Annotated in this window: 19 protein-coding genes and 1 pseudogene; 8 read left to right on the forward strand and 12 right to left on the reverse strand. The window is 31.7% G+C overall.

Annotated features, from left to right (window positions below):
• Positions 1-37: 37 nt before the first annotated feature.
• From H599_RS0106980 to H599_RS0106990, 3 genes are all read left to right on the forward strand, one after another.
• Positions 38-472, forward strand: coding sequence for a Fic family protein (locus H599_RS0106980; protein WP_026713472.1), 435 nt, complete (start codon positions 38-40; stop codon positions 470-472).
• A 33-nt stretch (positions 473-505) separates the two neighbouring features.
• Positions 506-3,961, forward strand: a complete 3,456-nt coding sequence (locus tag H599_RS0106985; RefSeq protein ID WP_026713473.1) for a DEAD/DEAH box helicase family protein — start codon at positions 506-508, stop codon at positions 3,959-3,961.
• Between the two features lie 124 nt (positions 3,962-4,085).
• Positions 4,086-7,046, forward strand: a complete 2,961-nt coding sequence (locus tag H599_RS0106990) for a TrlF family AAA-like ATPase (RefSeq protein ID WP_026713474.1) — start codon at positions 4,086-4,088, stop codon at positions 7,044-7,046.
• A gap of 26 nt (positions 7,047-7,072) precedes the next feature.
• On the opposite strand, the gene H599_RS0106995 is transcribed toward H599_RS0106990, so the two are convergent.
• Genes H599_RS0106995 through H599_RS0107005 form a run of 3 tightly spaced genes read right to left on the reverse strand, consistent with a single transcriptional unit; the run spans position 7,073 to position 8,917 of the window.
• A complete protein-coding gene (locus H599_RS0106995) occupies positions 7,073-7,705 on the reverse strand; it encodes a hypothetical protein (protein ID WP_026713475.1) in 633 nt (210 codons plus the stop codon).
• A gap of 3 nt (positions 7,706-7,708) precedes the next feature.
• Positions 7,709-8,146: a DUF3408 domain-containing protein gene (locus H599_RS0107000; RefSeq protein ID WP_026713476.1), complete on the reverse strand. Its 438-nt coding sequence runs from the start codon at positions 8,144-8,146 to the stop codon at positions 7,709-7,711.
• Positions 8,147-8,149: 3 nt separating this feature from the next.
• Positions 8,150-8,917, reverse strand: coding sequence for a ParA family protein (locus tag H599_RS0107005; RefSeq protein WP_026713477.1), 768 nt, complete (start codon positions 8,915-8,917; stop codon positions 8,150-8,152).
• 430 nt (positions 8,918-9,347) lie between these two features.
• Here H599_RS0107005 and H599_RS0107010 point away from each other — a divergent pair, with 430 nt between their 5' ends.
• The 5 genes and pseudogenes from H599_RS0107010 to H599_RS20535 form a co-directional block, all read left to right on the forward strand.
• Positions 9,348-9,563, forward strand: coding sequence for a hypothetical protein (locus tag H599_RS0107010; RefSeq protein ID WP_026713478.1), 216 nt, complete (start codon positions 9,348-9,350; stop codon positions 9,561-9,563).
• A 20-nt stretch (positions 9,564-9,583) separates the two neighbouring features.
• Positions 9,584-10,027 (forward strand): conjugal transfer protein MobA, encoded by a 444-nt coding sequence (mobA, locus tag H599_RS0107015; protein ID WP_026713479.1) that lies wholly within the window; start codon positions 9,584-9,586, stop codon positions 10,025-10,027.
• Positions 10,024-11,340, forward strand: a complete 1,317-nt coding sequence (gene mobB, locus H599_RS0107020; RefSeq protein ID WP_026713480.1) for a conjugal transfer protein MobB — start codon at positions 10,024-10,026, stop codon at positions 11,338-11,340. The genes mobA and mobB overlap by 4 nt, the downstream gene beginning before the upstream one ends.
• Before the next feature lie 125 nt (positions 11,341-11,465).
• Complete coding sequence (gene mobC / locus H599_RS0107025; protein ID WP_026713481.1) at positions 11,466-13,466, forward strand: conjugal transfer protein MobC; 2,001 nt, start codon at positions 11,466-11,468, stop codon at positions 13,464-13,466.
• A 462-nt stretch (positions 13,467-13,928) separates the two neighbouring features.
• A pseudogene (locus H599_RS20535) lies at positions 13,929-14,033 on the forward strand (histone H1); the annotation flags it as partial.
• Between the two features lie 114 nt (positions 14,034-14,147).
• Here the strand turns inward: H599_RS20535 and H599_RS0107035 are convergent.
• From H599_RS0107035 to H599_RS0107075, 9 genes are all read right to left on the reverse strand, one after another.
• Positions 14,148-16,229 (reverse strand): type IA DNA topoisomerase, encoded by a 2,082-nt coding sequence (locus tag H599_RS0107035; protein ID WP_026713482.1) that lies wholly within the window; start codon positions 16,227-16,229, stop codon positions 14,148-14,150.
• Positions 16,230-16,249: 20 nt separating this feature from the next.
• Positions 16,250-17,674 (reverse strand): DUF3945 domain-containing protein, encoded by a 1,425-nt coding sequence (locus H599_RS0107040; RefSeq protein WP_026713483.1) that lies wholly within the window; start codon positions 17,672-17,674, stop codon positions 16,250-16,252.
• A 99-nt stretch (positions 17,675-17,773) separates the two neighbouring features.
• Entirely contained in the window at positions 17,774-18,067 is a 294-nt protein-coding gene (locus tag H599_RS0107045; protein ID WP_026713484.1) for a helix-turn-helix domain-containing protein, read from the reverse strand.
• Between the two features lie 265 nt (positions 18,068-18,332).
• A complete protein-coding gene (locus H599_RS0107050; RefSeq protein WP_026713485.1) occupies positions 18,333-19,178 on the reverse strand; it encodes an RteC domain-containing protein in 846 nt (281 codons plus the stop codon).
• A 720-nt stretch (positions 19,179-19,898) separates the two neighbouring features.
• Positions 19,899-20,957 carry an SGNH/GDSL hydrolase family protein gene (locus H599_RS0107055; RefSeq protein WP_155960756.1) on the reverse strand — a complete coding sequence of 353 codons (1,059 nt, stop codon included), beginning with the start codon at positions 20,955-20,957 and terminating at the stop codon, positions 19,899-19,901.
• 105 nt (positions 20,958-21,062) lie between these two features.
• Positions 21,063-21,980, reverse strand: a complete 918-nt coding sequence (locus tag H599_RS0107060) for an NAD(P)-dependent oxidoreductase (protein ID WP_026713487.1) — start codon at positions 21,978-21,980, stop codon at positions 21,063-21,065.
• A gap of 13 nt (positions 21,981-21,993) precedes the next feature.
• Positions 21,994-23,124, reverse strand: coding sequence for a glycosyltransferase family 4 protein (locus tag H599_RS0107065; RefSeq protein ID WP_026713488.1), 1,131 nt, complete (start codon positions 23,122-23,124; stop codon positions 21,994-21,996).
• A complete protein-coding gene (locus tag H599_RS0107070) occupies positions 23,125-24,333 on the reverse strand; it encodes a glycosyltransferase family 4 protein (RefSeq protein ID WP_026713489.1) in 1,209 nt (402 codons plus the stop codon).
• 17 nt (positions 24,334-24,350) lie between these two features.
• A complete protein-coding gene (locus H599_RS0107075) occupies positions 24,351-25,514 on the reverse strand; it encodes a hypothetical protein (RefSeq protein WP_026713490.1) in 1,164 nt (387 codons plus the stop codon).
• Positions 25,515-25,899: the final 385 nt, after the last annotated feature.

Below are 25,899 nucleotides of genomic sequence, written 5' to 3' on the forward strand. Positions count from 1 at the left end.
ACCAAAGCTCAAATCAATCAGATTACACAAACTTTCATTGGCAAATGAAGAGAAAACCACTGTTAAAAATGTAGTACCTTTTACAAATTTAAACGAGCTTAGTCACTTTTTAAAAACCCTGAACGATCAAGCTAAAGCCAACAATATCAAACATTTATATTTTTATAACCAATGGAGCGACCAAGCTAACGACCAAGCTGGTGACCAAGCTACTCAAATTATAAAAAGAGAAATAAATGACAAAACAATAGTCGTTTTAGAAGGATTAAATGAACCTAAAAAAAGAAAAGATATCTTAGATTATATAGGTTTAAAAAATCATTCTGATAACAGAGTAAAATATTTAGATCCATTGGTTAATTTAGGGTGGATAGAAATGACTATTCCCGAAAAGCCAACACACCAAGACCAAAAATACAGACGTAGCATTCAAGGAGAAATACTTTATAATTTGGTTTCTGGTATAAAATAATATAGTATTTTAGAGGCAAATATTACAGTCGTTATGAATAGTAACTTTAGTTTTCTTCAAAAAGAGTTTCCGGAAATCTTCAAAGAAGTACAGGAAGCCGAAAAAAATACTTTTACAGCACCTCGCTATGCCGCCTTGCTATGTAGAAGTACCCTGGAGAAAACCATATTCTGGTTGTATAAAAACGATGAGGATTTAGAGTTACCTTATGACACTAAACTTGGAGCTTTGCTACACAATGACAGTTTTAAAGCCATACTAAAACCAAGTATGTTAGTAGAACTGGATGTGGTACGTTTGTATGGTAACAATGCCGCTCATGGTAAAAACGTTAGAGCCTTAGAAGCCTTACAATCACTAAAAAATACGTTTCGATTTTTATCGTGGTTAAGCAAATATTATAGTGCAAACAATCCTGATATTGCTTTATTTGACGAACGCTATATTCCCTATGGAGACAGCAATGATAAAAATACTAAGCAGTTACAAGAATTGGCAACTGCCATTGAAAAAGAAAGAGAGGAAGCCAAACGTTTAGAAAAAAAACAGCAACTCTTAGCCGAAGAAAACGAATCACTTAAAAAGCAACTAGACGAACAAAAACAACTTATTGCCGAACGTAAAGAGAATAGAAGTCAGGAATTTACTTTTGAGCAAGCCGTTCCCGAATTAACATCCGAACACCAAACCCGACTAGTTTTAATCGATTTATTACTCAAAGAAGCGGGTTGGGACAATCTTCGTGAACACAAAGAATTGGAGTATGAAGTAATTGGAATGCCATTAACGACTAATCCTACTGGAAAAGGATTTGTTGATTACGTACTATGGGATGATAACGGAAAACCTTTGTCGGTGATTGAAGCCAAAAGTACACTCCATGATGCCCGCAAAGGAAAACACCAAGCGAGTTTGTATGCCGATTGTTTAGAAAAAATGACTGGTCAACGTCCTATTATTTTTTATACTAATGGATTTGAAACCCACCTTTGGGACGATCAATTTTATCCCGATCGATTGGTTCAGGGATTTTATACTAAAGAAGAACTACAAGTACTAATCAGACGCCGTTATGAACGTCAGGATATAAGAAACTTTGTAGTGAATACTAGCATTATTGAAAGACCCTATCAATTAGAAGCTGTAAAACGTGTAGGTGAAACATTGGTCACAACACAAAACAATACATTGAGAGGTAAAAACAGAAAAGCATTATTAGTAATGGCAACCGGCAGCGGAAAAACCCGGACTGCTGCTGCTATCGTGGATATGTTTACCAAATGCAATTGGGCAAAAAGAATCTTATTTCTTGCCGACCGAAATGCCTTAGTAACCCAAGCAAAAAATGCTTTCAAAGAACATTTACCTCATCTGTCAGCAGTTGATTTGACTAAAGAAAAAGAAGAACTCGGAACTCGTGTCGTGTTCTCTACCTACCCTACGATTCTAAATAAAATTGATTCATTAAAAAATGAAGACGAACGTTTTTACGGTATCGGACATTTTGATGTTATCATCATTGACGAAGCACACCGTTCCGTTTATCAAAAATACCAAGCCATATTCGATTACTTCGATTCCATATTAATTGGACTTACAGCAACACCTAAAAAAGATATTGATAAAAATACCTACACTCTTTTTGAGATTGAGGATGATGTTCCTACGTTTTCTTATGAATTAGATCGTGCCGTTGCAGAGAAACATTTGGTACCGCCAAAATCCTATAAAGTTCCTCTTAAATTCCCTCGAAAAGGAGTTAAATATTCTGAATTAAGCGAAAAAGACAAAAAACGTTACGAAGAATTATTCGGCGTTCCGGGCGATGAAAAAGAAACTGGAATAGCCGAAATAGCTAAAACAAAAATCAATTCGTTCTTGTTTAATAACGACACTGTCGATACCGTTTTAGATTATCTAATGCGTTTTGGTTTACGTGTAGAAAGCGGGGATAAATTAGGTAAAACCATCATTTTTGCAAAAAATCATACCCATGCCATATTTATAGAGGAACGTTTCAATAAAAACTATCCTGAATTTGGCGGTAGCTTTTTGAGAGTCATCGATAATTACGAAGACAAAGCACAAGACTTATTAGAAAAATTCTGCTTCTTTAAAGGTGATGATATAGAACCACAGATTGCTGTTTCGGTAGATATGATGGATACCGGTGTTGATGCGCCAAGAGTCTTGAATTTGGTCTTTTTTAAAGAAGTAAAGTCTTATTCCAAATATTGGCAAATGATTGGACGAGGAACCCGAAAATGCGCCGATATTTTTGGTCAAGGGTTAGATAAAGAATTCTTTTTAATCTTTGATATTTGTGGCAATTTCGAATTTTTTGAAGAATTTCCTAATGGCTATGAAGGAACAACAGCCAAACCGCTATCCCAACAATTATTTGAAGCTCAATTAGAAATTATAACTACCATTCAAAACAGTCAAAATGTTACGGAAAGTGATGATTTGATTGCAAAAGAATACACCAATGCTTTACATCACAAAATAGTTGAATTAGACCAAAGTAGATTTGAAGTTAAAAAGCATCTGGAATTTGTCCTTAAATATAGTAAAAGAGAAAATTGGAATAGTTTAAACCAATCGGATGTGTTGGATATACAAACGCATTTATCACATTTAATTGCTTATACCGAAGACAAAGATGAATTTGCGAAGCAATTTGACAAATTAGTTTATCAGTTGCAGTTGGCGGTACTAAAACAATCCAAAAGACAAATTTCACTGATTCAAAATATGGTGAACATAGGAGAATTGCTATTTGTAAAAAGAAACATACCAGCAGTTAATCAGCATATTGAAACAATTAATAAAATCAAAACTGAAGAGTATTGGTCTACGATTTCTTTGAATAAATTAGAGCAATTGAGAACAGAATTAAGAGGATTAATTCAATTCTTGAAAGACGACAACAAAGAGAAACCCATTTATTCTGATTTTGACGATGAATTAATTGAAGCGAATGTTAAAGAAACGGATATTTTAGCCAGTTACACCCGATTACAAAGTTATAAGGATCGTGTAGAGTCCTTTATACGAAAAAACAGAACACATTTAGTCATTGACAAATTGTATAAAAACATCCCAATCACACCTTCAGAATTGGAATTACTAGAACAATTCTTGATGCAAGAAGCGGAAAGTAAAGAACGACTGTTCAAAGAATATGAAGAGCAACCTTTAGGCATGTTTATTAGAAAAATATTAGGTTTGGATATAGAAGCTGCTAATAAACATTTTGCTTCATTTATTCAAGAAGAAAATTTGAATGCCAATCAAATTACCTTCGTCAATACTATTATTGATTACCTTAATAAAAATGGAATTCTTGATACCAAAATGCTTACTCAAAGCCCTTTTAACACCCAAAATGACAATGGAATAATAGGAATTTTCCAAGATGAAGAGGAGAAAATTCATAAAATAATCCATTTACTAAAAGTAGTTAATCAAAATGCTTTGATTGGTTAGTTTGTTCTAAAAATAAAAATTTCAATACTGTGCAGTTGTATTGCATACATCTAGCTAATATTTGCGGTATTAAATCTTAAACATTGATTTGAATAAAATTTTAACCAAATAACAGATAATTAATATGGCAGATATAGGGTCTGAATGGAGAAAGTGGAATTTTCATATTCATACTAAGGGAACTAATAAAAATGACCAATTTTCATCCACTACAATGGAGGATTTTTTTTATGCATTTTTTAAAAAGGCTTACGACCATGAAATTTCAGCAATAGCAATAACTGATTATTTTTCGATTGAAAGATATCTTGAAGCAATTGAATACAAGAATACTATCGGAAATAAAGCAAATGCAACTGGAGAGAAACTCTTTAGCCCAGAAGAGATTACATTCATTAAAGACATTTTTATCTTTCCTAATGTTGAATTGAGAATGTTACCAGCTACAGATAAAGGTCGTCTAATAAATATCCATTGTTTATTTAACCCTGACTATGTAGCTGATTTGGACAATGATTTCTTTTCTCATATTGAAAATCAAGATGGGGTGAAAATGAATAGACATGGAATAACAAACTATGGCAAAACTTTAGATCCGAATATTAATGAACTACACAAACAATACGAAAAAGGTATTGAGAATTTTGTTATAGATTTAAAGTCTTTACGAGAGCTTATATCGACAAATAAAAAATTTAGGGATAATACGTTACTTATTGTAAGCAATTCAAATAACGACGGAGCTTCGGGAACACAAAAACATTATGACTTATTTGAGAATGAAAATGGCAGTTTAGATGGTTTAAGGAAATCTATTTATTATATTTCAGATGCTATATTTTCTGCAAACCCAAAAGATATTAAATACTTTATCGGAAAGAGATTAGAGCATATAGAAGTATATAATGACGCTATTTATAAAAAAGAAGTCGAAGACATTATCCTACATAGAGGTTCATTGAAGCCTTGTGTAGTTGGATGTGATGCTCACAAAGAGGAAGACTTATTTTCTAAATTTACCTGGGTAAAAAGTAATTTGAATTTTGAGGGGTTACGACAAATTTGTTTTGAACCAGAACATAGGGTTAAAATTCAGAACGAAGCTCCTGATTTTAAGGAGGAAAAATTAATAATTGAGCAAGTTTCTTTTATTTCTTCAAACAATGTATTTTCTACTGTTCCTATTTATCTTAACCCTAATCTTAATGTAATTATAGGAGGAAAATCTTCTGGAAAATCTATTCTGCTTTATGCAATAGCTAAAACACTTTCGACAGACCAGACAGTGTTACAAAATGAGGATGGTACAAATAAATATGATTTAGACAAAATTGAGAATGGATTTGATTTTCAAATAATAACCAAAGGAGGTTTTACCCAAAAACTTATCCGTCCACAAGATGAAAATTCAATATTACCAGAGATTAAATATATTCCGCAAAATTACTTGGTAAAGCTTGCCGAACCGGAACTTAATAAAAAAGGAAAATCCTTAAATAAACTTGTCCGTGACCTCGTTACAGAGGATGATACTTCAAAGGAATGGTACCAAGATTTTGTTACTAAAGTTTCTCAAAATGATAAATTGAGAAATACGAAAATTGACTTGTATTTCGAAACTCAAAATGAAATAGACACCTTAGAAATAGATTTGAAAACTAAATCTAATAAATCCGTTTTAGAAAAAAATATTGAAACAAACACCCATAAGGTTGAGGAATTAAATAAAAGTACAGGACTTACCCCTGAGCAAGTTGCTGAATATAATGCTTTACAAACTAAACTAGAAAGTAACAACTCAAAACTGCAAAATTTCAAAGAGGACTTTTCAGCTATTCAAAGCTTTAGTACCGAATTAACTCAAAATCTTAAAAGCCTTAAACAGAAAAAGGATGCAATTGTTGGGCAATTACAACTACAAGAAATCAAAGATTTTTATCAAGTCGAATATGGGAATTTAGATAATCTTCTTGAAAAGATTAATAAAATAAATGCATCAATTGAAATTGAAGTAAATGAACAAGGAAAACGTTCTTTTACGAAAGATTGTAAATTTCGGGATGTTCTTTTAGATATTGATGAAGAACAGAAAAGCACAAATGCTGCTATTCAACCGTACCTAAAAGATGAGCAGGTAAAAAAATCTATCGAAACACTTAATCTATCGATATCAAACGACAAAAAATCATTGTCAGATATCGAAACTCTTTCTAAAAAAATACAGGACAAGAAAAAGTTCCTTAGCGAAACTAAGGATGAAATTTTTACCATCTATAAAAATAGTTACCAGCAATATCTTGATATAATCGCAGCGTTGAAAGGTAGAACGGTTGAATTGGAAAAAGACGGATTGGGGATTATCGGAAAAGCGCAATTCAATTACGCAAAACTTTGGAAAGAAATTTATGCAATAAGTGATGGTCGAAGTGCTTCGTACAATCAGTACAGTATTTTAGGAGCTAACAAAAAAGCAACTGATTTCGCAGACTTTAATTCTATTTTAGAGGATGTTATAAAGTTATTTGATGATTTAATAACGAAAAAATATGTTCTTACAAATAGAATTACTGTTCAAGCAGCTGCGAAAATTGTTTTAGATGATTATTTCTTCGATTACTGGGATATAACGTACAAGAATGATAAGCTGGGAGAAATGTCAACAGGTAAAGCAAGCTTTGTTATCTTAATGCTAATTATAGGTCTAAGTAAATCTAAAGCCCCCATCTTAATAGACCAGCCCGAAGACAATCTTGATAATAGGTCAATTACAACGGATTTAGTTAACTATCTTAGAAACAAAAAGCTGGAAAGGCAAATAATTATTGTCACACATAATGCTAATATTGTTGTGAATGCTGATGCCGAAAATGTTATAGTAGCTAATCAAAGAGGTCAAAATGAAGAACAATCAACAAGTGTATTTAAGTTCGATTATATAAACGGGGCTATCGAAAATTCTTTTGATAAAAAAAGTTCTGAAACCGATTTATTAAAATCTATGGGAATTCGACAACACATCGCTGATATAGTTGAAGGAGGTAAAGATGCATTTATCAAGAGAGAGAAAAAGTATAGGTTTCATTAATTAATTCAAAATTGACATTGGGGAGCTCACACAAACTCCCCAATATCAAAATCTTTTAAATCATTTTTCCGCAAAGTGGAAGAACTGGTTTCTATTTCAGAAGAAAGGCTACTGTCTAATAGCTCAGCTATTTTTCGTGAAGCACTTTCCATAGAATTTTCCAGTAGGTTGAATAATTCGGTTCCTTGTATTTTCTGAACTATAGCAATTGCTTTTTCCTTCTGAGATTGCTCCAAATTTTCTTTTTGTAGCAGCATCCCCACGGAGCTTAGCTCTTCAAAGGTAACGCCTTGGGCAAAACCGTTATCACCATCGGATATTCCATAACTATTCCATTCTTCAGCCTCGTCCTCAAAATCAGGTATATTTCCAGAAACTTCGTCCAGCTCTTCCTGCGGAATTTGACTCTCGATATCTTGATCATCAATTTCAACATCAAAATTATCCGTTTTATCCTCCTGCTTTTTGTTCTGACTTTCATTAGCATTGTTTGACACTGAAAGGCTTCTTAGCGTTTTGGGTTGCCCAATAATATCGGGCAGCTTTGGATTTGTTTTTTCCTGCGTTGGGTTTTGCTCCACTCCTATCTTGATAACAATCTTATCTTGCAAAAGCAGAGCAATTACAATCAGTAAACATATTACAATTACTATTTCCATGGCTTATAAAATAGGTTTGTACTTATCATTAAAACTCCTGGTTATCTGATCACCAAATTCCTGAAAATGATAGCTCAACAAATTATCCAAATAAGCATAAATAGTTATTTTGTCTTCGCCAATTACCTGAACAATTCGGGATAGTTTTTCGTGAAAATCGGGCCGGATATACACCGTTTTTCCATCACGGGCATTGGTATCTGGTCTTTTGAAAAAAATACTTTCGTAATCTGGTTCGCTTGTCTTTTTGATTTTAGTCTTTTCTTTAATTTCTAATTTCTCCCGTGGAAATTCTTTAGACTTAAGAACTTCCTTTTGTGATTCTTCAATCAGTTCTGGTGGAAGCTGTAAGCCTTCCTTTTTTACGCCATCGACCATCAAGTTCATCATCAACTCCTCGTTAATTTCAGGAGTGGTTTTCCTCTTATTATCTTTCTCCATAAACTATAATTGAATGATTTTTAAAAATTCATTTACAAATAAATCTAAATGACAGGCTTTCATCAAACGTTCATCAGGAGGCATAACTGTAGAGCGAAATACAGTTTTGCTATTCTCTTCGCTTTCTTTACGAAAACGAGTGCTATTCTTGATTTGGCTTTGCATTAGGCTCAATCCCAATTGTTCAATAAGTTGGTTATAAACATCATATAAGGGAGTGCTTTCCCTGCCATCGACCTGATTCCAAAACAGATTAATAGTCTCTATAGAAGTTGCTCCTTTTTTCATAATCACATCCTGCAAAAGCTGGGTAAAAACGAGTGTACTCTCCATTACCAAACGATCTGCCGTAATAGGCGTAAAAATGTGGTGCATTCCTGCCAATGCTTTGAGTATTCCGGGAGTGTTCACCGTTCCTGGAAGATCAAAAAATATAACATCAATAGGGACTGAAGAACTATTCAAAAATTCCTGAGCCGCTTCCAATACACTTTCTGCTTTGTGTTGCATAATGGGATAGGCTTTTTTGTTAATGGTGGTAAATTGTTTGTACGCCAACTTTTTTAAATGCTCATTTTCCATTACCATAGCCAGATCACGGGATTTCATTTTCATTAAACTGTGTTGTGGAAAATCGGCATCAAATACCGCAACATTGTAGCCCAATCGATAGTGCATCGTACTTGCAATAAGTGTTGTAAATGTACTTTTTCCGACACCCCCCTTTTGAGAAGAAAAGGCGATAAATATTGTTTTGTGTTTTGTATTCATATTTCAACGGTTTTTAATTATTTATATCTCCAATTACTTATTTATGTATTTACACAGTTATTTACTAATTACTGTATATAGGTTTATCTCTCTGTACAACATTATTTAGTTAGGCAAGTACTTATCAAACTGTTTAGCTATCTAAATATGTCTTTATATCCGTAAGCAGAAAAGTAACGACTTACTCATTTATCTATTTAAATTCATATAGCTGCACTTTTCTATGTTACTATCTATGCCATTATGTTGTTACCTCCGTACCTACTTATATCCTTATGTCTATTTATAAGTACAAAGAAATACAGCTATGTATTTGCTTTTATTCTCTTGGTAGTAATTGGCATTTACTGGCAATTCTTGGCTAACCTTCACATCACAACAATCCTGTATTCAATCATTTACTTTGTAAAAACAGGAATCAGATCAATCAATGGAAGGATTAAATCAATATTGGGATAACAACTGGAACGGCATAAAGCCGTTTTTCCCTGCTATCTTAAATCCGGTTCCGCCGACAGGCGGACGGATTATCTGTTCACCAGAACAGAGCAAGTTGTGTTTTGAGGCACTCGAAATGAATTCCGTACCTCAAAACAACTTGCCCTTGCAGGGGCTTAAAACATCCTCCGAAGTCGGTGTTTTGTAAAATATTAAAATGGATATATGATGGACGGACAACAAAACAATGGAAAGCATAAAGGTGGTCGGAATCTTAAAAAGAATCCAAGTATTCATCGTTACGTTTTTCGTCTTACTGACGAAGAAAACGCCAAATTTCTTTCTCTTTATGAAGCTTCAAGAGCAGATAACAAAGCTCATTTTATTACTTCCATTTTGTTTGAAAAGCAAATCAAAACTGTAAAAGTAGATATGGCTGCAATGGATTATTACATGCGATTAACTACTTTGTATGGTCAATTTCGTTCTGTTGGCGTCAATTACAATCAGATAGTAAAACTATTGTATCGCAATTTTTCTGAAAAGAAAGCGGCAGCGTATCTCTTTAAACTGGAAAAACAAACAGCGGAATTAGCGAAGTTATGCCGTGAAATCGCGCAGTTGACTGAGGAGTTTGAAACCAAATATTTGATTAAAAACGAAAAAAAATGATAGCTAAGATTAATCGTGGAGCAAATATGATTGGTGCACTTTCTTATAATCAACTGAAAGTTGATACGGAAAAAGGGGAGGTATTGGTAACGCATCGAATGAGAGAAACCATCAATGGAAATTATACCGTTGCTCAATTACACAGTTCATTTGAACCTTATCTAATTGCAAACAAGCGAACGGAAAAGCCTGTTTTGCATATATCGCTTAATCCCGACCCAAGAGATCAGGTAAATGATGAAAGCTATAAACTGCTAGCCAAAGATTATATGGAACTCATGGGTTATGGTGAACAGCCTTATGTAGTTTTCAAACATACCGACATTGAACGAACTCACATTCACATTGTATCAACATGTGTAGATCGTAACGGTAAAAAAATATCGGATTCTTATGAAAAATTACGTTCCATGAATGCCTGTCGTACATTAGAACAAGATTATAAACTACTACCGGCAACGGAAAAAGAGCGCAATCCAAAAGAAGCAATTTTCAGACCAGTAGATTATAAAGAAGTTAATGTAAAGAGCCAGATAGCTTCGGTAGTTAGACACTTACCAAAGTATTACGAGTACCAAAGTTTGGGAGCTTATAATGCACTACTTTCCCTTTTTAACATTACCACTGAGGAAGTAAAAGGAGAAGTAAACGGTCAGCCTAAACAGGGATTGGTCTATTTTGCATTGAACGAGCTGGGAGAAAAAGCTAGTAATCCGTTCAAGGCATCACGCTTTGGTCGCTATGCAGGTTTGGAAAATTTACAAAAACATTTTGAGAAATCGAAAGAAAAGATGAAAACGTCACAAGCAAAAACGGTACTAAAAAACACCATTGAAATAGCTATGCATACAACTCCCAGCGAAACTGAATTTAAGAAACAATTACTGGAGCAAGGAATTAATATGGTTGTCCGTCGGAACAAAGAAGGACGTATTTATGGAATGACTTTTATTGACCACGAATCCCGTACCGTTTGGAATGGCTCACAATTAGACAAAAATCTTTCAGCTAATATTTTTAATGACTGGTGGAAAGATGGAAATACTGAAAAACGCCCAGAAATGATGAAGGATGACTCCATTCATTTATCATCCATAAAAATAGATAATGCTCAAACAGAAACAGCACAACCTCACGAACTTTTTGACTTTATAAATAAAAATCAAGCTGAATGTACAAATGACAATTTGGGATTAACCGAAGCGTTTGGAGGGCTATTGCCTCAAGCTCAGGGCGAAGATTACGAAGAACAAGCATTTGCTAACCAAATGAAAAAAAAGAAGAAGCGCAGAAGAAATGGAGACCAAAAATAGATTCTCTTTCACCTATTCAATGTTCATATAGCCAAATAGTGCCACTGACAGCCATCTAATTCCTCATTCTGTCAAGGGTTTTGCTTCTCTTCTAAATTCACCTGCAACATTCAATTCATTAAAATATGCAAGGAGAAGACGATGTAAGAGGACTGGCCAAAATAATGGCTTTTATGCGTGCAGTCAGCATCCTGCTGGTATTAATGCACTTTTACTGGTTTTGTTATGGCTTTTTTTTGGAACGGGGTTGGACACTTGAATTAATCAACAAAATATTAAGTAATTTTCAACGGACAGCAAGCTTGTTTTCCAATACTTTATATTCTAAACTCTTTGCCCTAGTTTTACTCGCATTAAGTTGTTTGGGAACCAAGGGAGTAAAAAATGAAAAGATAACCTGGGCCAAAATCTATACTGCCTTAGCCATCGGCTTTGTTCTTTTCTTTTTGAATACTCCATTATTACGATTATCTTCAGGAATGGCAACATCTTTATATATTCTGACAACTTCACTAGGTTACATTGCTTTAATGGTGGCTGGTGTATGGATTAGTCGTTTACTCCGTACCAACCTAATGGATGATGTCTTCAATAACGAGAACGAAAGTTTCATGCAAGAAACCAAATTGATGAAAAATGAATATTCTGTTAATCTTGCTACCAAGTTTTATTATAAAGGCAAATGGAATGAGGGTTGGATTAACGTAGTAAACCCTTTTAGAGCCTCCATTGTTTTGGGTACACCAGGATCGGGTAAAAGTTATGCCATTATCAACAACTACATCAAACAGCATATCGAAAAGGGGTTTTCAATGTACATCTATGATTTTAAATTCGATGACCTTTCAACCATTGCCTACAATCATTTGTTGAAGCATGCCGATAAGTATAAAGTAAAACCAAAATTTTATGTGATTAATTTTGATGACCCACGAAGAAGCCACCGTTGTAATCCCATCAATCCAAATTTCATGACGGATATTTCAGATGCTTATGAGTCGGCTTATACCATTATGCTAAATCTTAACCGAAGTTGGATACAAAAGCAGGGAGATTTCTTCGTGGAATCTCCGATAATCTTGTTAGCCGCCATTATCTGGTTTCTAAAAATATATGATAACGGAAAGTACTGTACATTTCCTCACGCCATTGAGTTGCTCAATAAGAAATACGCAGATGTATTTACCATCCTTACTTCTTATTCAGATCTCGAAAATTATTTGTCACCTTTTATGGATGCGTGGCAAGGTGGTGCACAGGATCAGTTGCAAGGACAGATAGCTTCCGCTAAAATTCCTCTATCAAGAATGATTTCACCACAGCTTTATTGGGTAATGACAGGAGATGACTTCTCATTAGATATCAATAATCCAAATGAACCGAAAATACTTTGCGTTGGTAATAATCCCGATAGGCAGAATATCTATTCGGCTGCATTGGGGTTGTATAATTCGAGAATTATAAAACTGATAAACAAGAAAGGCAAACTAAAAAGTTCAGTCATTATTGATGAATTACCAACTATATATTTTAGAGGATTGGATAATCTGATCGCCACTGCCAGAAGCAATAAAGTAGCCGTTTGTTTGGGATTTCAGGATTATTCGCAATTAACCCGAGATTATGGTGACAAAGAAAGTAAGGTTATCCAAAATACGGTGGGTAATATTTTTAGCGGACAAGTGGTAGGAGAAACCGCCAAAAGCTTGTCAGAACGTTTTGGAAAAGTGTTGCAGAAAAGACAAAGTATGACCATTAATCGAAACGATAAATCAACCTCTATATCCACGCAACTGGACAGTCTAATACCCGCTTCAAAAATTTCCACATTGACACAAGGAATGTTTGTAGGGGCTGTTTCAGATAACTTTGACGAACGTATCGAACAGAAAATTTTTCATGCAGAAATCGTAGTGGATAATGAAAATGTAGCTGCAGAAACCAAGGCTTATAAAAAGATCCCAGAGATTTTATCTTTCATTGATGAAAATGGTGAAGATAAAATGAAATCCGAAATTGAAGCCAACTACAGAAAAGTAAAGCGAGATATCTTTCTAATTATTGAAAGTGAATTGGAACGTATTAAAAATGATCCTGATTTACAACATTTGGTACAGGAAGATTAAATTCTTTAAAACCAAAAGTCACTCAGTTATTGAAGTGACTTTTGTTATTTTAACCGCATTAAAAAGCTACAATTTACCTTTTACTTATTAAGAGTGCCTAATCTAAGGACAAACTAAAACGAGTGTGATTTACTTTTTCACTGTACTTTTAGACGGTTTCAACGAGGGCGTATTCCCTGGAGTACTTTTGTTATCCCGCTGACGCTGATCAGGTTTTCCTGTTGAATCTGCTATCCTTTTTGGTCCTGGTTTAAGTGCCATAATTTAAAAATTTTATTGGTTATATATTTCAAAGATAGTTAATTTAAAATAAGAAAAAACACACTAATACCTTCTCTTTATTCGATACTTTCTGCATTGATAAAGTCTTTATGAATCAATGTTCAATAAAATTTTCTTTTGTCTGGACTAAATTACATTTGAAATTATTATTTTTACTTCTTTCTCTAAATAAAAATCTCTAAAGGAAATAAAGCAGCAGGAACCAGAGCTCGTAAAGCTTCTCTGGAAATAGAAAAGCTTTTAAAAGAATTCAGAAAAACTTCTTTAAACGAGTCTAAAAAATAAAATCAAAATGGCTGTCTCTACTCTGAAACAGCCATTTTTTTTAAAGTTTTATAATTCGGATCAAAACCGAAAGCAATCAATGAATTAACGCCTTTTTTAAATCAAAAGAATTCTCTATTTGCTTTTTTTCTTTTCAGGAAAAGTAAAAGTGGTCTCCCCTTTTTCATCCATTTCGATATAAGCGTCGAATTTTTTCCCTGATTTACTGGTCATACCTTTTAGGAGATTGGTTTTGCCCTTAGTTATTAAAGCTTCCAAGTCTAAAAAGCTTAACTGTATGCCGCATATATTTCGGAACTGAACCCAATTACAGTTTTCATCTGGACATTTCATTAATTTATCCCGAATTACTAATTTCTGAATTTTACATCTTGGACAAATCAGTTCTGGTTGTTTATCTTTTTCAACAGAAAAAGCGAGTATTTCTTGTGTGATAGTCTTGGTATAATCTTCCATCCCTTTTTGAAATACTCCGACATTTGCTTCGTTATTTTCGATTTTTTGTAAAACTAGTTCCCACTCTGCTGTCATAGTAACATCAGCAATCTTTTTATCTTTTACCCATTCGTAAACCTTTAATCCTTTTTCTGTAGGCAGTAAAAATTTCTTATCGCGTTTGATATACTCTCTTTTAAAAAGTGTTTCAATAATAGCTGCTCTTGTTGCCGGAGTTCCAATCCCAATTCCTTGCAAAGCCTTTCGCTCTTGTTCGCTTTCAATCTGATTAGCTGCATTTTCCATTGCTCCCAATAAACTGGCCTCGGTATAAAGAACTGGTGCTTTTGTTTGTTTCTCTAAAACTTTCGCTTCTTTTATTTTTAGTTCATCTCCTATTTTTAGTTCCGGTAAATCCTGAACGGGATTGTTATCTTCATCGATAAAACTTCCCTTAATGAATCTCCAACCTGCATCAATAATTTTACATCCTTTTAGTGAAAAATCATAATGTACAGCTTGTAATACAACATCCGTCATCGCTTTAATACAAACAGGTGAAACTGCTTCTAGTAAACGATAAGCGATCATTTCATAAATAGCTTTCTCTTTTGCAACTAAAGCTGAAGGCATCTTATCTGTAATCAATAAACCATGATGATCGGTTACTTTCAAATCGTTAACGATACGTTTATTCAAACGTCCTCTTTTCATTTTAGGCACTACTTCTCTAAACTTATCTATTTCTTCTAATATCCCTATTAAATTGGGAATTTCTCCCCACATATCTTCGGGAATATACTTACTCCCGGTACGTGGATAACTGATAAATTTCTTTTCATAAAGACTTTGAGCAATAGTAAGAGTTTCCTCTGCGGAAAGATTCAATTTTATATTGGCCTCCTTTTGTAATGCTGTAAGGTCAAACAATAAGGGAGATTGTTCATTAACTGTCTTCTTTTCAAGAACTGTGACCGTAGCCATTCCTTGTCGTTGAATGAATTTCAATGCATGATCAGCCTGTTTACTATCATCCCATTTGGTTAAAGAAAGGCTCTTGAAATTAATAAAATCCTTTCGATGCTCTAACTCAATTTGCCAATATTTCTTAATTGTATATGCTTTATTTTCTAAAAACCTTTTACAAATAAGTGCTAGTGTTGGTGTTTGTACTCTTCCCAAAGAATAAATTCCACTTCCGACTGCTACTGTCAAAGCTTGTGAGGCATTGATACCTACTAGCCAGTCTGCACGGCTTCTCCCTTGAGCAGCAAAATATAAACCATCAAATTCCTTTCCTTGTTTCAACTTATCAAATCCCTTGAGAATCGCTTTTTCTGTCAATGAGCTTATCCATAACCTTTCAAAAGGTTTGTTGCATTTTAGATATTCATAAATATAACGGAAAATCAATTCCCCCTCACGTCCGGCATCTGTCGCTACAATAATACTTTCACATTTTTTTAAAAGCTGATCAATAATTTTCAATTGTTTCAATGCGGCTACATCAGTTACATAGCCATTATTTGTCTTGATTTTACGAGCAGTCAATAAGAAAGGATTAGGTATTATAGGTAAACCTTCTTTTTGAAAACCACTAATACCATAATCCTCCGGCATTGCCAGGGTAACTAAATGTCCGAATGCCCAGGTCACCTGATATCCATTCCCCATCAGGTAACCCTCTTTCTTCTCATTAGCTCCCAACAATATAGCTATTTCTCTAGCTACACTTGGTTTTTCTGCAATTACTACTTTCATCGATTGAGTCTTTAGGACAGTTATATTCTCCTCCCTTTAGATTTAGCAGCTGCTTTAGGTTTCTCCTGCTCTTGCTGTTGCTTTTTACTATCTGGATTATTCTGTTCCGTTTTCAAAGGTTCTTTAATGTTCTTAGTAGCCTCGTTTGTTTTACCTTCCGAATTAACAGCAACTTGTGTTTTACTTTCCTCTTTGGGTTGAGCTTTCTCTTTCATTTTATTTGGATTATCGAAAGAAAAATTAGTTTTTGAAGTTTCTTTATCAAATGTGATATAGCCCTGATATTCTTTACCTTTCTTATCAATCAAACCACTTACATATACTGTTTGCCCCTCTTGGAACTTTTGATATTGTTGTTCATCAAGCTCTTTTCCTCTAAACACACGAGGTATATCCTGTTGTTGACTTACTGATTGCATATTATTAGTTCTGTCAAAGAGAAATTCTACGTAACATTTATCTGCATTAAATTGAACAGCTGCATTAAAAGGTTCTCCTTTTTTAGAAATCATCCCTTCTATGTACAAAGCTTTACCTTCTGCTAAAGTCTGCTTTTGTTGTTCATCTAACTTTACGCCTTTTATTTCATCAGGTATTTTAATGCGGTCTGTACGCAAAGCAATAAGTTCTTTCGTCAACCTATCTACACTAATAATCGAAGGTATTGTTTCCCCATTTTTAGGATTAGTCAAATCAACAACTCGCCCCATATTACCTGTTTTGAGTAAGTTTTCTTTGTCTTCTTTGGTGAATTCGTGTCCAAAAAATGGAAAATTTAACTGTGGTTCTTTCCGGATTCCGTGAATAGCAACAACCACTTGTCCATCCTCTTTAGTCTGCAAAGAAAGTCTCGCATCCATACGAGTAATAGAAGTTCCTAAATCGAGACTAATAGGAACTAATTCATTTGTCTTATATCCTTTTAGTAAAGGATCAAGTAGCTTCATTTTTTCAAGTCGTTCTTTGCTTAATCCGAGATTAGACATCGCATTCCAATCAATCTGTTCTAATTTAAAGCGGTATTCGCTCGTTTCCGTTGTTGACTGTGTTGTTTCCATAATATTCTTATTTTGTTGTTTATAATCAATTCTTATCTCGTGTTGGCTAAATAGTTTTTCTCCTTCTTGAGTTGGATTATCAACTTCTTTTTGCATTTTATTGGCTACATTAATCCCTTCATGAGCAGCTACTCTAAAAAAATTAAAATGTGTAGGATTCTTTAATTGCTGGAGAAAATTGGAGAAAAAATTAGAAAACAAATCACCATGTTTATCGATACGCATAAACTGGCTTTCATTTTTCTTGATAGCAGGCATGGTTTTTAGTTCGCCATTCTTGTCAATTCCTTTAACTACCTCTATTTTCTTTTTTTTCTTGTCGAATACCAATAAAATATCAGAAAACTGATCTTCAGCTTTTGGTGCATCTATAGATTGCTCGCTCATCACAATAGCATTTTAAATTTACATATTCGAAAATAATGAGATGAAATTGCAGCTTATACTAAATGACTTTCAATGGCTTTACTTGACATTTTTTGTCTGTTACTTTTTGAAAGGAGCACTAAAACTATCACGTATAAATTGATGAACGTCTGATAATTTATAGTAAAGCTTTCCACTAATTGTATAATACGGTAACTTACCTGATGATCGGTAACGCTGAAGTGAGCGATTACTAATTTTCAACATCTGAAGGAGATCCTGATTGTCTAACAATTCTTCTCCATCAATGTTATTCCGTTGTTTTTGAACATCATTTATATGTTCATTCAGTATGTCAAAACGATCCATAATTCGCTCCATCCATGCTATAAATTCCATTCTGTCTATATTCATACTTTTATTTTAATACATTACACAATTACTTATGATAGCTGTACAAATTTGAAAAGTATGAGTGTAATTATCCGCCAAGATGTACCAAGTGGAAATGACGATTTTTTTAAATATTTGTAATTTTATAAATGTGGTAAAGCAACTATTCTGTTGATAACATTTAAAGCCGACAACTGATAATATTTAGGTATGCCAATGGGTATTTATGGGCATAAAAAAACAGCGTGGTAAAAACGCTGTTCTTAATTATTAAGTTGTAATATAATTATAAATCCTTATCCATATATTCTTCCAACGCTGCTTTAAGTTTATCTAAAAAAACTGTTCTGGAACCAGTTCTTTCTTTCATTCGATGAAAAGCATGATGAATGTCTCCTAAAGGAGTACGAAACAAAATATGAAAAGCAAGACTAATTTTTCGAATCCCAATTTTCCCATGTGAAATAGCTCCTGAAACATATAAAGCATAAATCAGTTCAATTAGCGCATTTTTAGAATCTGTCCAAAAAATATCTTTTACCGATTCCGGATTTTGCAAAATAGAATTTGAATTTTGATCCGGATTTGTTTTTTCCAACAAATAAGTATAAAGCAGTTCGTTAGCAATGATTCGGGCAACTTTGTAATCATAATAGGTAGAAAAACTAGGATCTATTTCAAATACAAAACTGTTGAGTCCATTATGATAATTTATTTTACCCAACATAAAATATTCACTGTCTCTATCTGTCCTTCCAGAACGATAATACCTGTGAAAATCTGAGTTACAAATGTGTTCTTTATATTCTAGCTTTAATTCTTCTAGTTCATTAGAAAAGAAATTATGATACATTTTTCCATCGTTTACCGGACAAGAAGTCTCTATTCGAAATACTTTATTGTAATAAATTAATTTGCCAAGTATTTGAGGTTTTATATTCTTAAAAAAATTTATCTCTTCAGAATCATCTTCAAAACCCACCTTTAAAATTTGATTTTTCATTTCGAATAATAACTCCCTTAAATAGGTACTTATTTTATAAGATTCATCTATTAAGTTAGTTGCTTCGTCAGAAACTTTTTTTTCATACTTCTTTATTTGAACAAGTATATCATTTAAAGTATTTTTCATTGTACGTTTATTTTTAATCTCATAAAAATATAGCCTACAAAACAAAATCAACTTTCTCGATGAGTAGTACTTTTAATAAATGAATCCAAAATGAGATACTAAAAGCTAGGCCTTTAAAAGATCATATGTTTTTATTAAATTTTAAAAATAAAGACTTAAAACAATTTCATTAGTTTTAATTTTTTTTAAAAAAAGCGTTGTAAATTCTTATATATCTTACTTAACACATTTTTACACATTTTATTGTTATACAAAGTAAAAAAATAACTACAACTTATTATCTAATAATTATTTCTCCGCTATTATTAGCAAACTATTTCTAAATAGTAACCATAAGTTAATTTGACAATTTTTTATTCAAAATGATTTCTATACAATTAAGAGCATAATTTATCAGATAATTTTAGACATTCTGTTGATTTTTGTAAATATGATGTATTAATAAAATCATTTTTCTGCATTACAAATTGTTTTATTTACCCAAGAGGATTTTTTTGAAAACTTTTATCTGCATATTCAGGGATATGAAAATAGCTTGTATTATTAATAATACTTTAAAAATAATAAACTTTGACTATTTTATAAAAAAACTGCCCGCAAATTACTTTTGGGACAGCCTATTTTAATATTATAATACTCTAAATTGTTAAATATATTCAAATATTATTGTAAACAATTAACTACAAACATCTCAAATACATTATCAAACAATATTTACTCCTAATTTCTCTTATATTTTTCAAAAGGAATTGAAGAATTTATCAAAAGATAAAACATTTTTTTAGCAATAAGTTTCTGAGCTTTATCGTTTGGATGTCCCTCATTTGGAAGGATTAATTCTTTTTTCCACTTTATATCAAGATTGAAATCTGGATTAATGGGATAAAATTTTTCAGGCTTAGGTCCTAAATCAAAGGTTGCTAATTGTATATTTAAGCTATCAAGACGTCTTTTTACATCTAAATACATATTATATGATTCACTAGTCGTAAAGCTTTCATCTTTATTTTTCCAATCACCCCAATTCTTTCCCTTTGTAACATAGGTATTAATCCATTTAATTCCAAGAATGTTTTTATCAAAAAATTTTGAAAAATTTGTTTTCTTATTATTAAGCATCCAACGACATAATGCTCTAACATTGTATGAATAATCATATATCTTTATTAAAATATTTGCTGAATATATCTTATCAAGCTCAGAATAAAGTTTAGGGAGTGAGTCTCGCATATCATAATCATACTTGAGCATAATATCTCTATAAACCCCTCTCACTATTTTCCTTTTTTTAAATGGAAAGACATATTGGTACATAATAAGATCTGGATTGAATTCTGCAACTTGATATTTAATCCTATTTAAATTACCAAGATCATTATCCTTTCCATCAACAGAACAATTTATTACCTCAACATTATAATTAGCTTGATTAAACAAATTTTGTAATTTCATTACAAAATTATCGTCACCGTCGCTTCTTATCCCTAATGTTACTGAGTTGCCTACAAACGCTATTCTACAGCTCCCGGACTTTTTTATTTTTGAAAAATCTGGACCATAAAAACCCTGATTATTAAACTTGAATTTTTTATTTATATCTGGCCAAATAAATTCTTGTTCTGAATTAGCCTCATACCTATAACCATATAAAGGATCTGGAATATATGCCAGGTCACGTTTAAATTTCTTTAAAGTTTCATAATGAAATACCCTAAGATATATTTCACTCATAAAAAACAAACTAATTAGAACAAAAAATAAAATTTTTAGTTTTTTCAAAATATTAAAATTTATAGATTACACATTATAAGGGTGGAATTCTAATATTAATAAAGAATAAAAATATAGAATAGGCATTTAAAATTTTGTATCAATAAAAAACAATTAAACTATGCTTCCTTTAGTCATTAATTGAATTACTATTTTTATGACTTCTCCACCAATTCTTTCTTGAGCTTCGTAAGTATTGGCTCCTAAATGAGGTAAAAAACTTATGGGAAGATTTTCTGTTTTAGAAATTTCCTTTAAATGTCTTATTTCAATAGGGTCAATATAAACATGTTTAAAAAAGCCTTGTTTTAACTTATCTATTAGTTGATCCATATTTACCACTTCATATCTTGACGCATTAATCAAGACGCAATCTTTTTTGATGTTAGAAAAAAAATCCTTATTGATAAAATGTTTAGTGCTATTTGTTAATGGCACTTGAATACTGATAATATCAGATCTTTTTGCTAATTCTTTTAATTCAACATATTCATATAATGAATTTTCAACTGGACCTGATTCATTATTGTAGATAATTTTTACATTAAACTTATCTAATAATTCAGCAATCGATTTCCCTATATTTCCAAATCCAATTAATCCAATTGTCTTTTCTTTAATTTCATTGCCTATAAGTGATGGTTTTTTCCATTTTCCTTCTTCAACAGACCTAATCCCTTCCATTATATTACGCAGCCCCATCAACATTAAACAAACTACATATTCAGCAACTGATGAAACGGATGCTGCTTTTACATTTTTGAAAATTATATTATTGCTTTTCAACAAATTAATTGGAACATTTTCTGTACCATTTCCCGCCACAACAACCGCAATTAATTTAGGTGCATATTTTAACCATTCTTCAGAAAAAATGTAAGAAGTCCTCATAATTAAGATTGAAGTATCATTTAATTCTTTCAAGATTTCGTTTTCATCAAGACCTGGTAAGTAATTGATTTCCAAAACTATTATTTCCTTTAAACGATATATAGTGTTTTCACTTATAGGATCAATTATCAATACTTTCATTTACAAATACCTTTTAGTTATATAATTTTGAATGTTTTTTGGCAAATAACTCGAAAGAATACTTTTTTTCCAATAATTCCCTTCCTTGCTCACCCATTCTTTTTGTCAATTGCTTATTCTCTATCAAACTAATTATTTTGTTCGAAATAAATTTATAATCCTTTACTGGACATAGGAATGCATTATCATTGCTAAAAATCATATCTTGATTTGTAGAATTAGTTGCTACAATGGCTTTTTTATATTGCATGGCTTCTAAAAACACATAAGGAAGACCTTCCCACAAAGAAGTACTTACAAAAACATCTATTATGCCATATATATTATGTATATCAGTAACATAACCTGTTAATTTTATTTTAGATTCTAAACCTAATTCCAGAATTAGTCTTCGGAGTTCCTTTTCTTGTTCCCCACTTCCTACTATCAAAAAAACCGTTCTAGGATATTTTTTCAAAACTTCATTGGCAGTATATATATAAGTTTCCCAATCTTTCTGAAGCGATAACCTTCCTATGGAACCAACAATAAAATCCCCCTCATTAATGTTATATTTTATTAATGTTTGACTAATCTGGTTATTCTTTTTATACATTTCAAAGGAAATTGCATTATTTATAACTTCAAGCTTGGAATCATTAGTAATTTTATTATCGATAGCGGCTCTATATTCACTTTCAGAGACTATTATTTTAGTTGATACCTTAGCTAAAATTTTCTCCAAAAAAATAAACACCCACTTTTTGATTCCTTCTCTACTTTGGAAGTAAAAACAATGAGGAGTATAAAATATTCTTTCAACTCCTTTTAAATAAGCAGCAAGACGAAATAAAAAACCTGCTTTTGAACTATGTGCATGTACAATATCAAACTTCGATTTATTTATGAATTTTAATAAATAAAATAAGGATTTGAAATCTTTTAAAAGGTGGATGTTTCTAGACATGGAATGATGAATTAAATTCACACCACTATTTTTCATATCATCCAATTGAATCTGAATATCTTCATTTCTGGCATCTGAATAAATAACTGTAATTTCAAATTTTTCTTTGCTTAATTTTGTTACTAGATACACTAAATGCTTTAATGAACCTCCGCCAGCTGATTCAATACCATATAAAATTTTAGTCCTCTTACACATCTAATACATCTCTACGTTATTTTGATAAACATTAATAAGATAGTCTGTACAGTGTCGAATTTCCAATTCAGACTTTATTTTCTTTTTAGCATTTTCAACAATTGAAGTATATAAGTTTTCATCACTAATTAATTCTTTAATAGCATTTACAATGGCATTTGCATCTTTGTCTTTCACCAATAATCCGGTATGTCTATTCTCTATCATTTCTGGAATTGCAGAAATCCCTGTTGAAATAACTGGGATTCCTAAAGTCATAGCCTCTACAATTACATTGGGTAAGCCATCCCTATCTCCATTTTCAGCAATTATACTTGGAAGAACAAAGATGTCCGATTTTAATAAAATGTATTTTACAATATCTTGTGGCTGAAAATCTAATAAGACAATATATTTTTCTAAATTGTTATCTTCAATATAATTAGCGAGCTCTTCTTTTAAAGTACCCTCTCCAATAATAGTACATTGAATATTAAGTCCTTCATTAATTAATTTATGCATTGCTTCTAGCAAATAGACCAACCCTTTTTTTTCTACCAATCTAGCAATACAAAGTATTTTAGTTGGAGAATTTTCCAGAGGCTTTGCCTTTTTACATATCCAATTCGACGTATCTATTCCATGATAGATCCGATGAATTTTATTTTCAAATTTGTGATATGTTATTTCATTTAAATACTTTTTATTATATTCCGTACACGTAATTAAAAAATTACAATCAGAAATTACCCGTCTTAATTTTTCCTCATTGGTGTAAATATCTTGCGCATGCATTGTCAGGCTATATTTTGTTTTATTTATTTTAGATAATAATGATGCAATATCAACCGCTAGAAAAGCAAAATGTGCATGAAAATGAAATTTTTGATTTTTCTCCAATTTTGATGCGAAATAAATGGAAATGCAATAATCCCTAAATGTTTTCAATGACTGTTTTCTACTAATATCATTAAAGAACAACGCTAATGATTTAATAAAAGCAATTGGTTCGTTAAAAAAAATTAAAAAAGGTAGGTATAAATAGATTTTGGGTAAATAAAAAAGCGAACACTTCAATTCCTTTAATGCAGGTATATCAAAAAATTGTTTCTGTTTCCTTAATACTATAATATCTAATTTTATCCCTCTCCTTTGAAGCTCAAGTATTTCATTCAATATAAAATATTCTGTAGGAGAAGGAAACTTCTCTATAATATAAACTATTTTCATATAATTACTTAATATTCCTATTCTTTACTAGAACCATAGAATTTACGAGGAATATACCCACTAGAATACAACTTATTATAAAACTCTTTCGCTATTACTTCATGCCCTAGTTGAGAGGAATGATCATCAGCTTTACCAAATCCATATTCGTCCCTATATTTTATATTTAAAGGCATATAGTTAAGTTGATTTACGCTGCTCAATACTTCAAAACTTTTTTCCTGTTGATACTTATTATATAACAATAGGGTTACTTTTGATTTTAATAGTGAATCACTAAGACTTTTATACATAGCTATTGACTCAGTTTCACTAAGTCTCTTTTTTGCTATATATGGATTATTATCGTTACTATCAGAAATATCTTTAACAACTTTGTCATTAATTCCCTTAAGAGTATTTTCATATTTTAAAAAAATTTCTGAAACATCTATTTGTCTTCTTATATAATATTTTATGTAAGGATATTTACCAATTATATTTTTGCTTATGAATTTATTTATAATATTTTTGGGATTTTCAACATGAAATTTACATAAATAACGAAATATATAAGAAACTCCATATACTGAATTAAATATTGAATTATCCTTTAATTCATTATCAATATACTTTTTCACACCAGTCAATTTGTTATCAAAATCAGTATATTTAAGTTGGTATCCTTTATAAGTAGTCCTATATCTTTTTTGTAAGGTTATAGGAAAATCGGTATTAAATAATATCAAATCGGGTTGGTATTTGATGCAGTTTATAGCTAAATTTGAACGGTCGAATACTCGCTCACTACCATCCATAGAAAAGTTAATAATTTCTATTTTATCTCTATTATTTAAAAATTTTTCTTGTAATAACCTTACATAACTATTTGGTCCATTTGTATAAATTCCTGTATCATCAGAATCTCCAATAATTATAATTCTATATATATCTTTTTTTTTTGTCTCTTCAAATTCATCCCAACAATAACCATTGCTATTAATCTTCATGGCATTTTTGTATGCAGCTGTGACTACAATTCCTTCAGAATTAGGCTTATAAGTATAGCCCAATTCTTTATTCGCTACATACTCTAAATGTTCAAATTTTCTTAATTTTTTATATGCAAAAACTCTTAATCCAATTTCAACAAAAACTATAATTAAAACGATAACAAAACTTATTATTTTTAACTTTTTCATATATGAAGGTAAATTTGTATTCCTTTTTATCTAATTCTAGAATATTATTCAAAATTAGATCTGGAAATTATTAATAATGTACTACTTTTTTTAAATATTATTTTTTATTATAAAACTTTATAACACTTGTCTCCTTTCGGATTATTCTCAATGCTACTTCCAGAAATATTGTGAGCAGAAAACAAGTAAGGCTTAAATATTTACAGATCTTTAATATATTCTGACATTTCTTAAAATTATTTAACTATTATTATGGATTAAATTGATTAACCTTTTTTAACATCTAGTCTGACACTAAACAATAGCTCTTAAAATCAGTTAGTTAACTTTGCCTTTTTGTAAAAAATTAAAACATATTTTATTTTCATCAAACTGAACTACCAAC

This window comes from Flavobacterium daejeonense DSM 17708 (assembly GCF_000425425.1).
GTDB lineage: Bacteria > Bacteroidota > Bacteroidia > Flavobacteriales > Flavobacteriaceae > Flavobacterium > Flavobacterium daejeonense.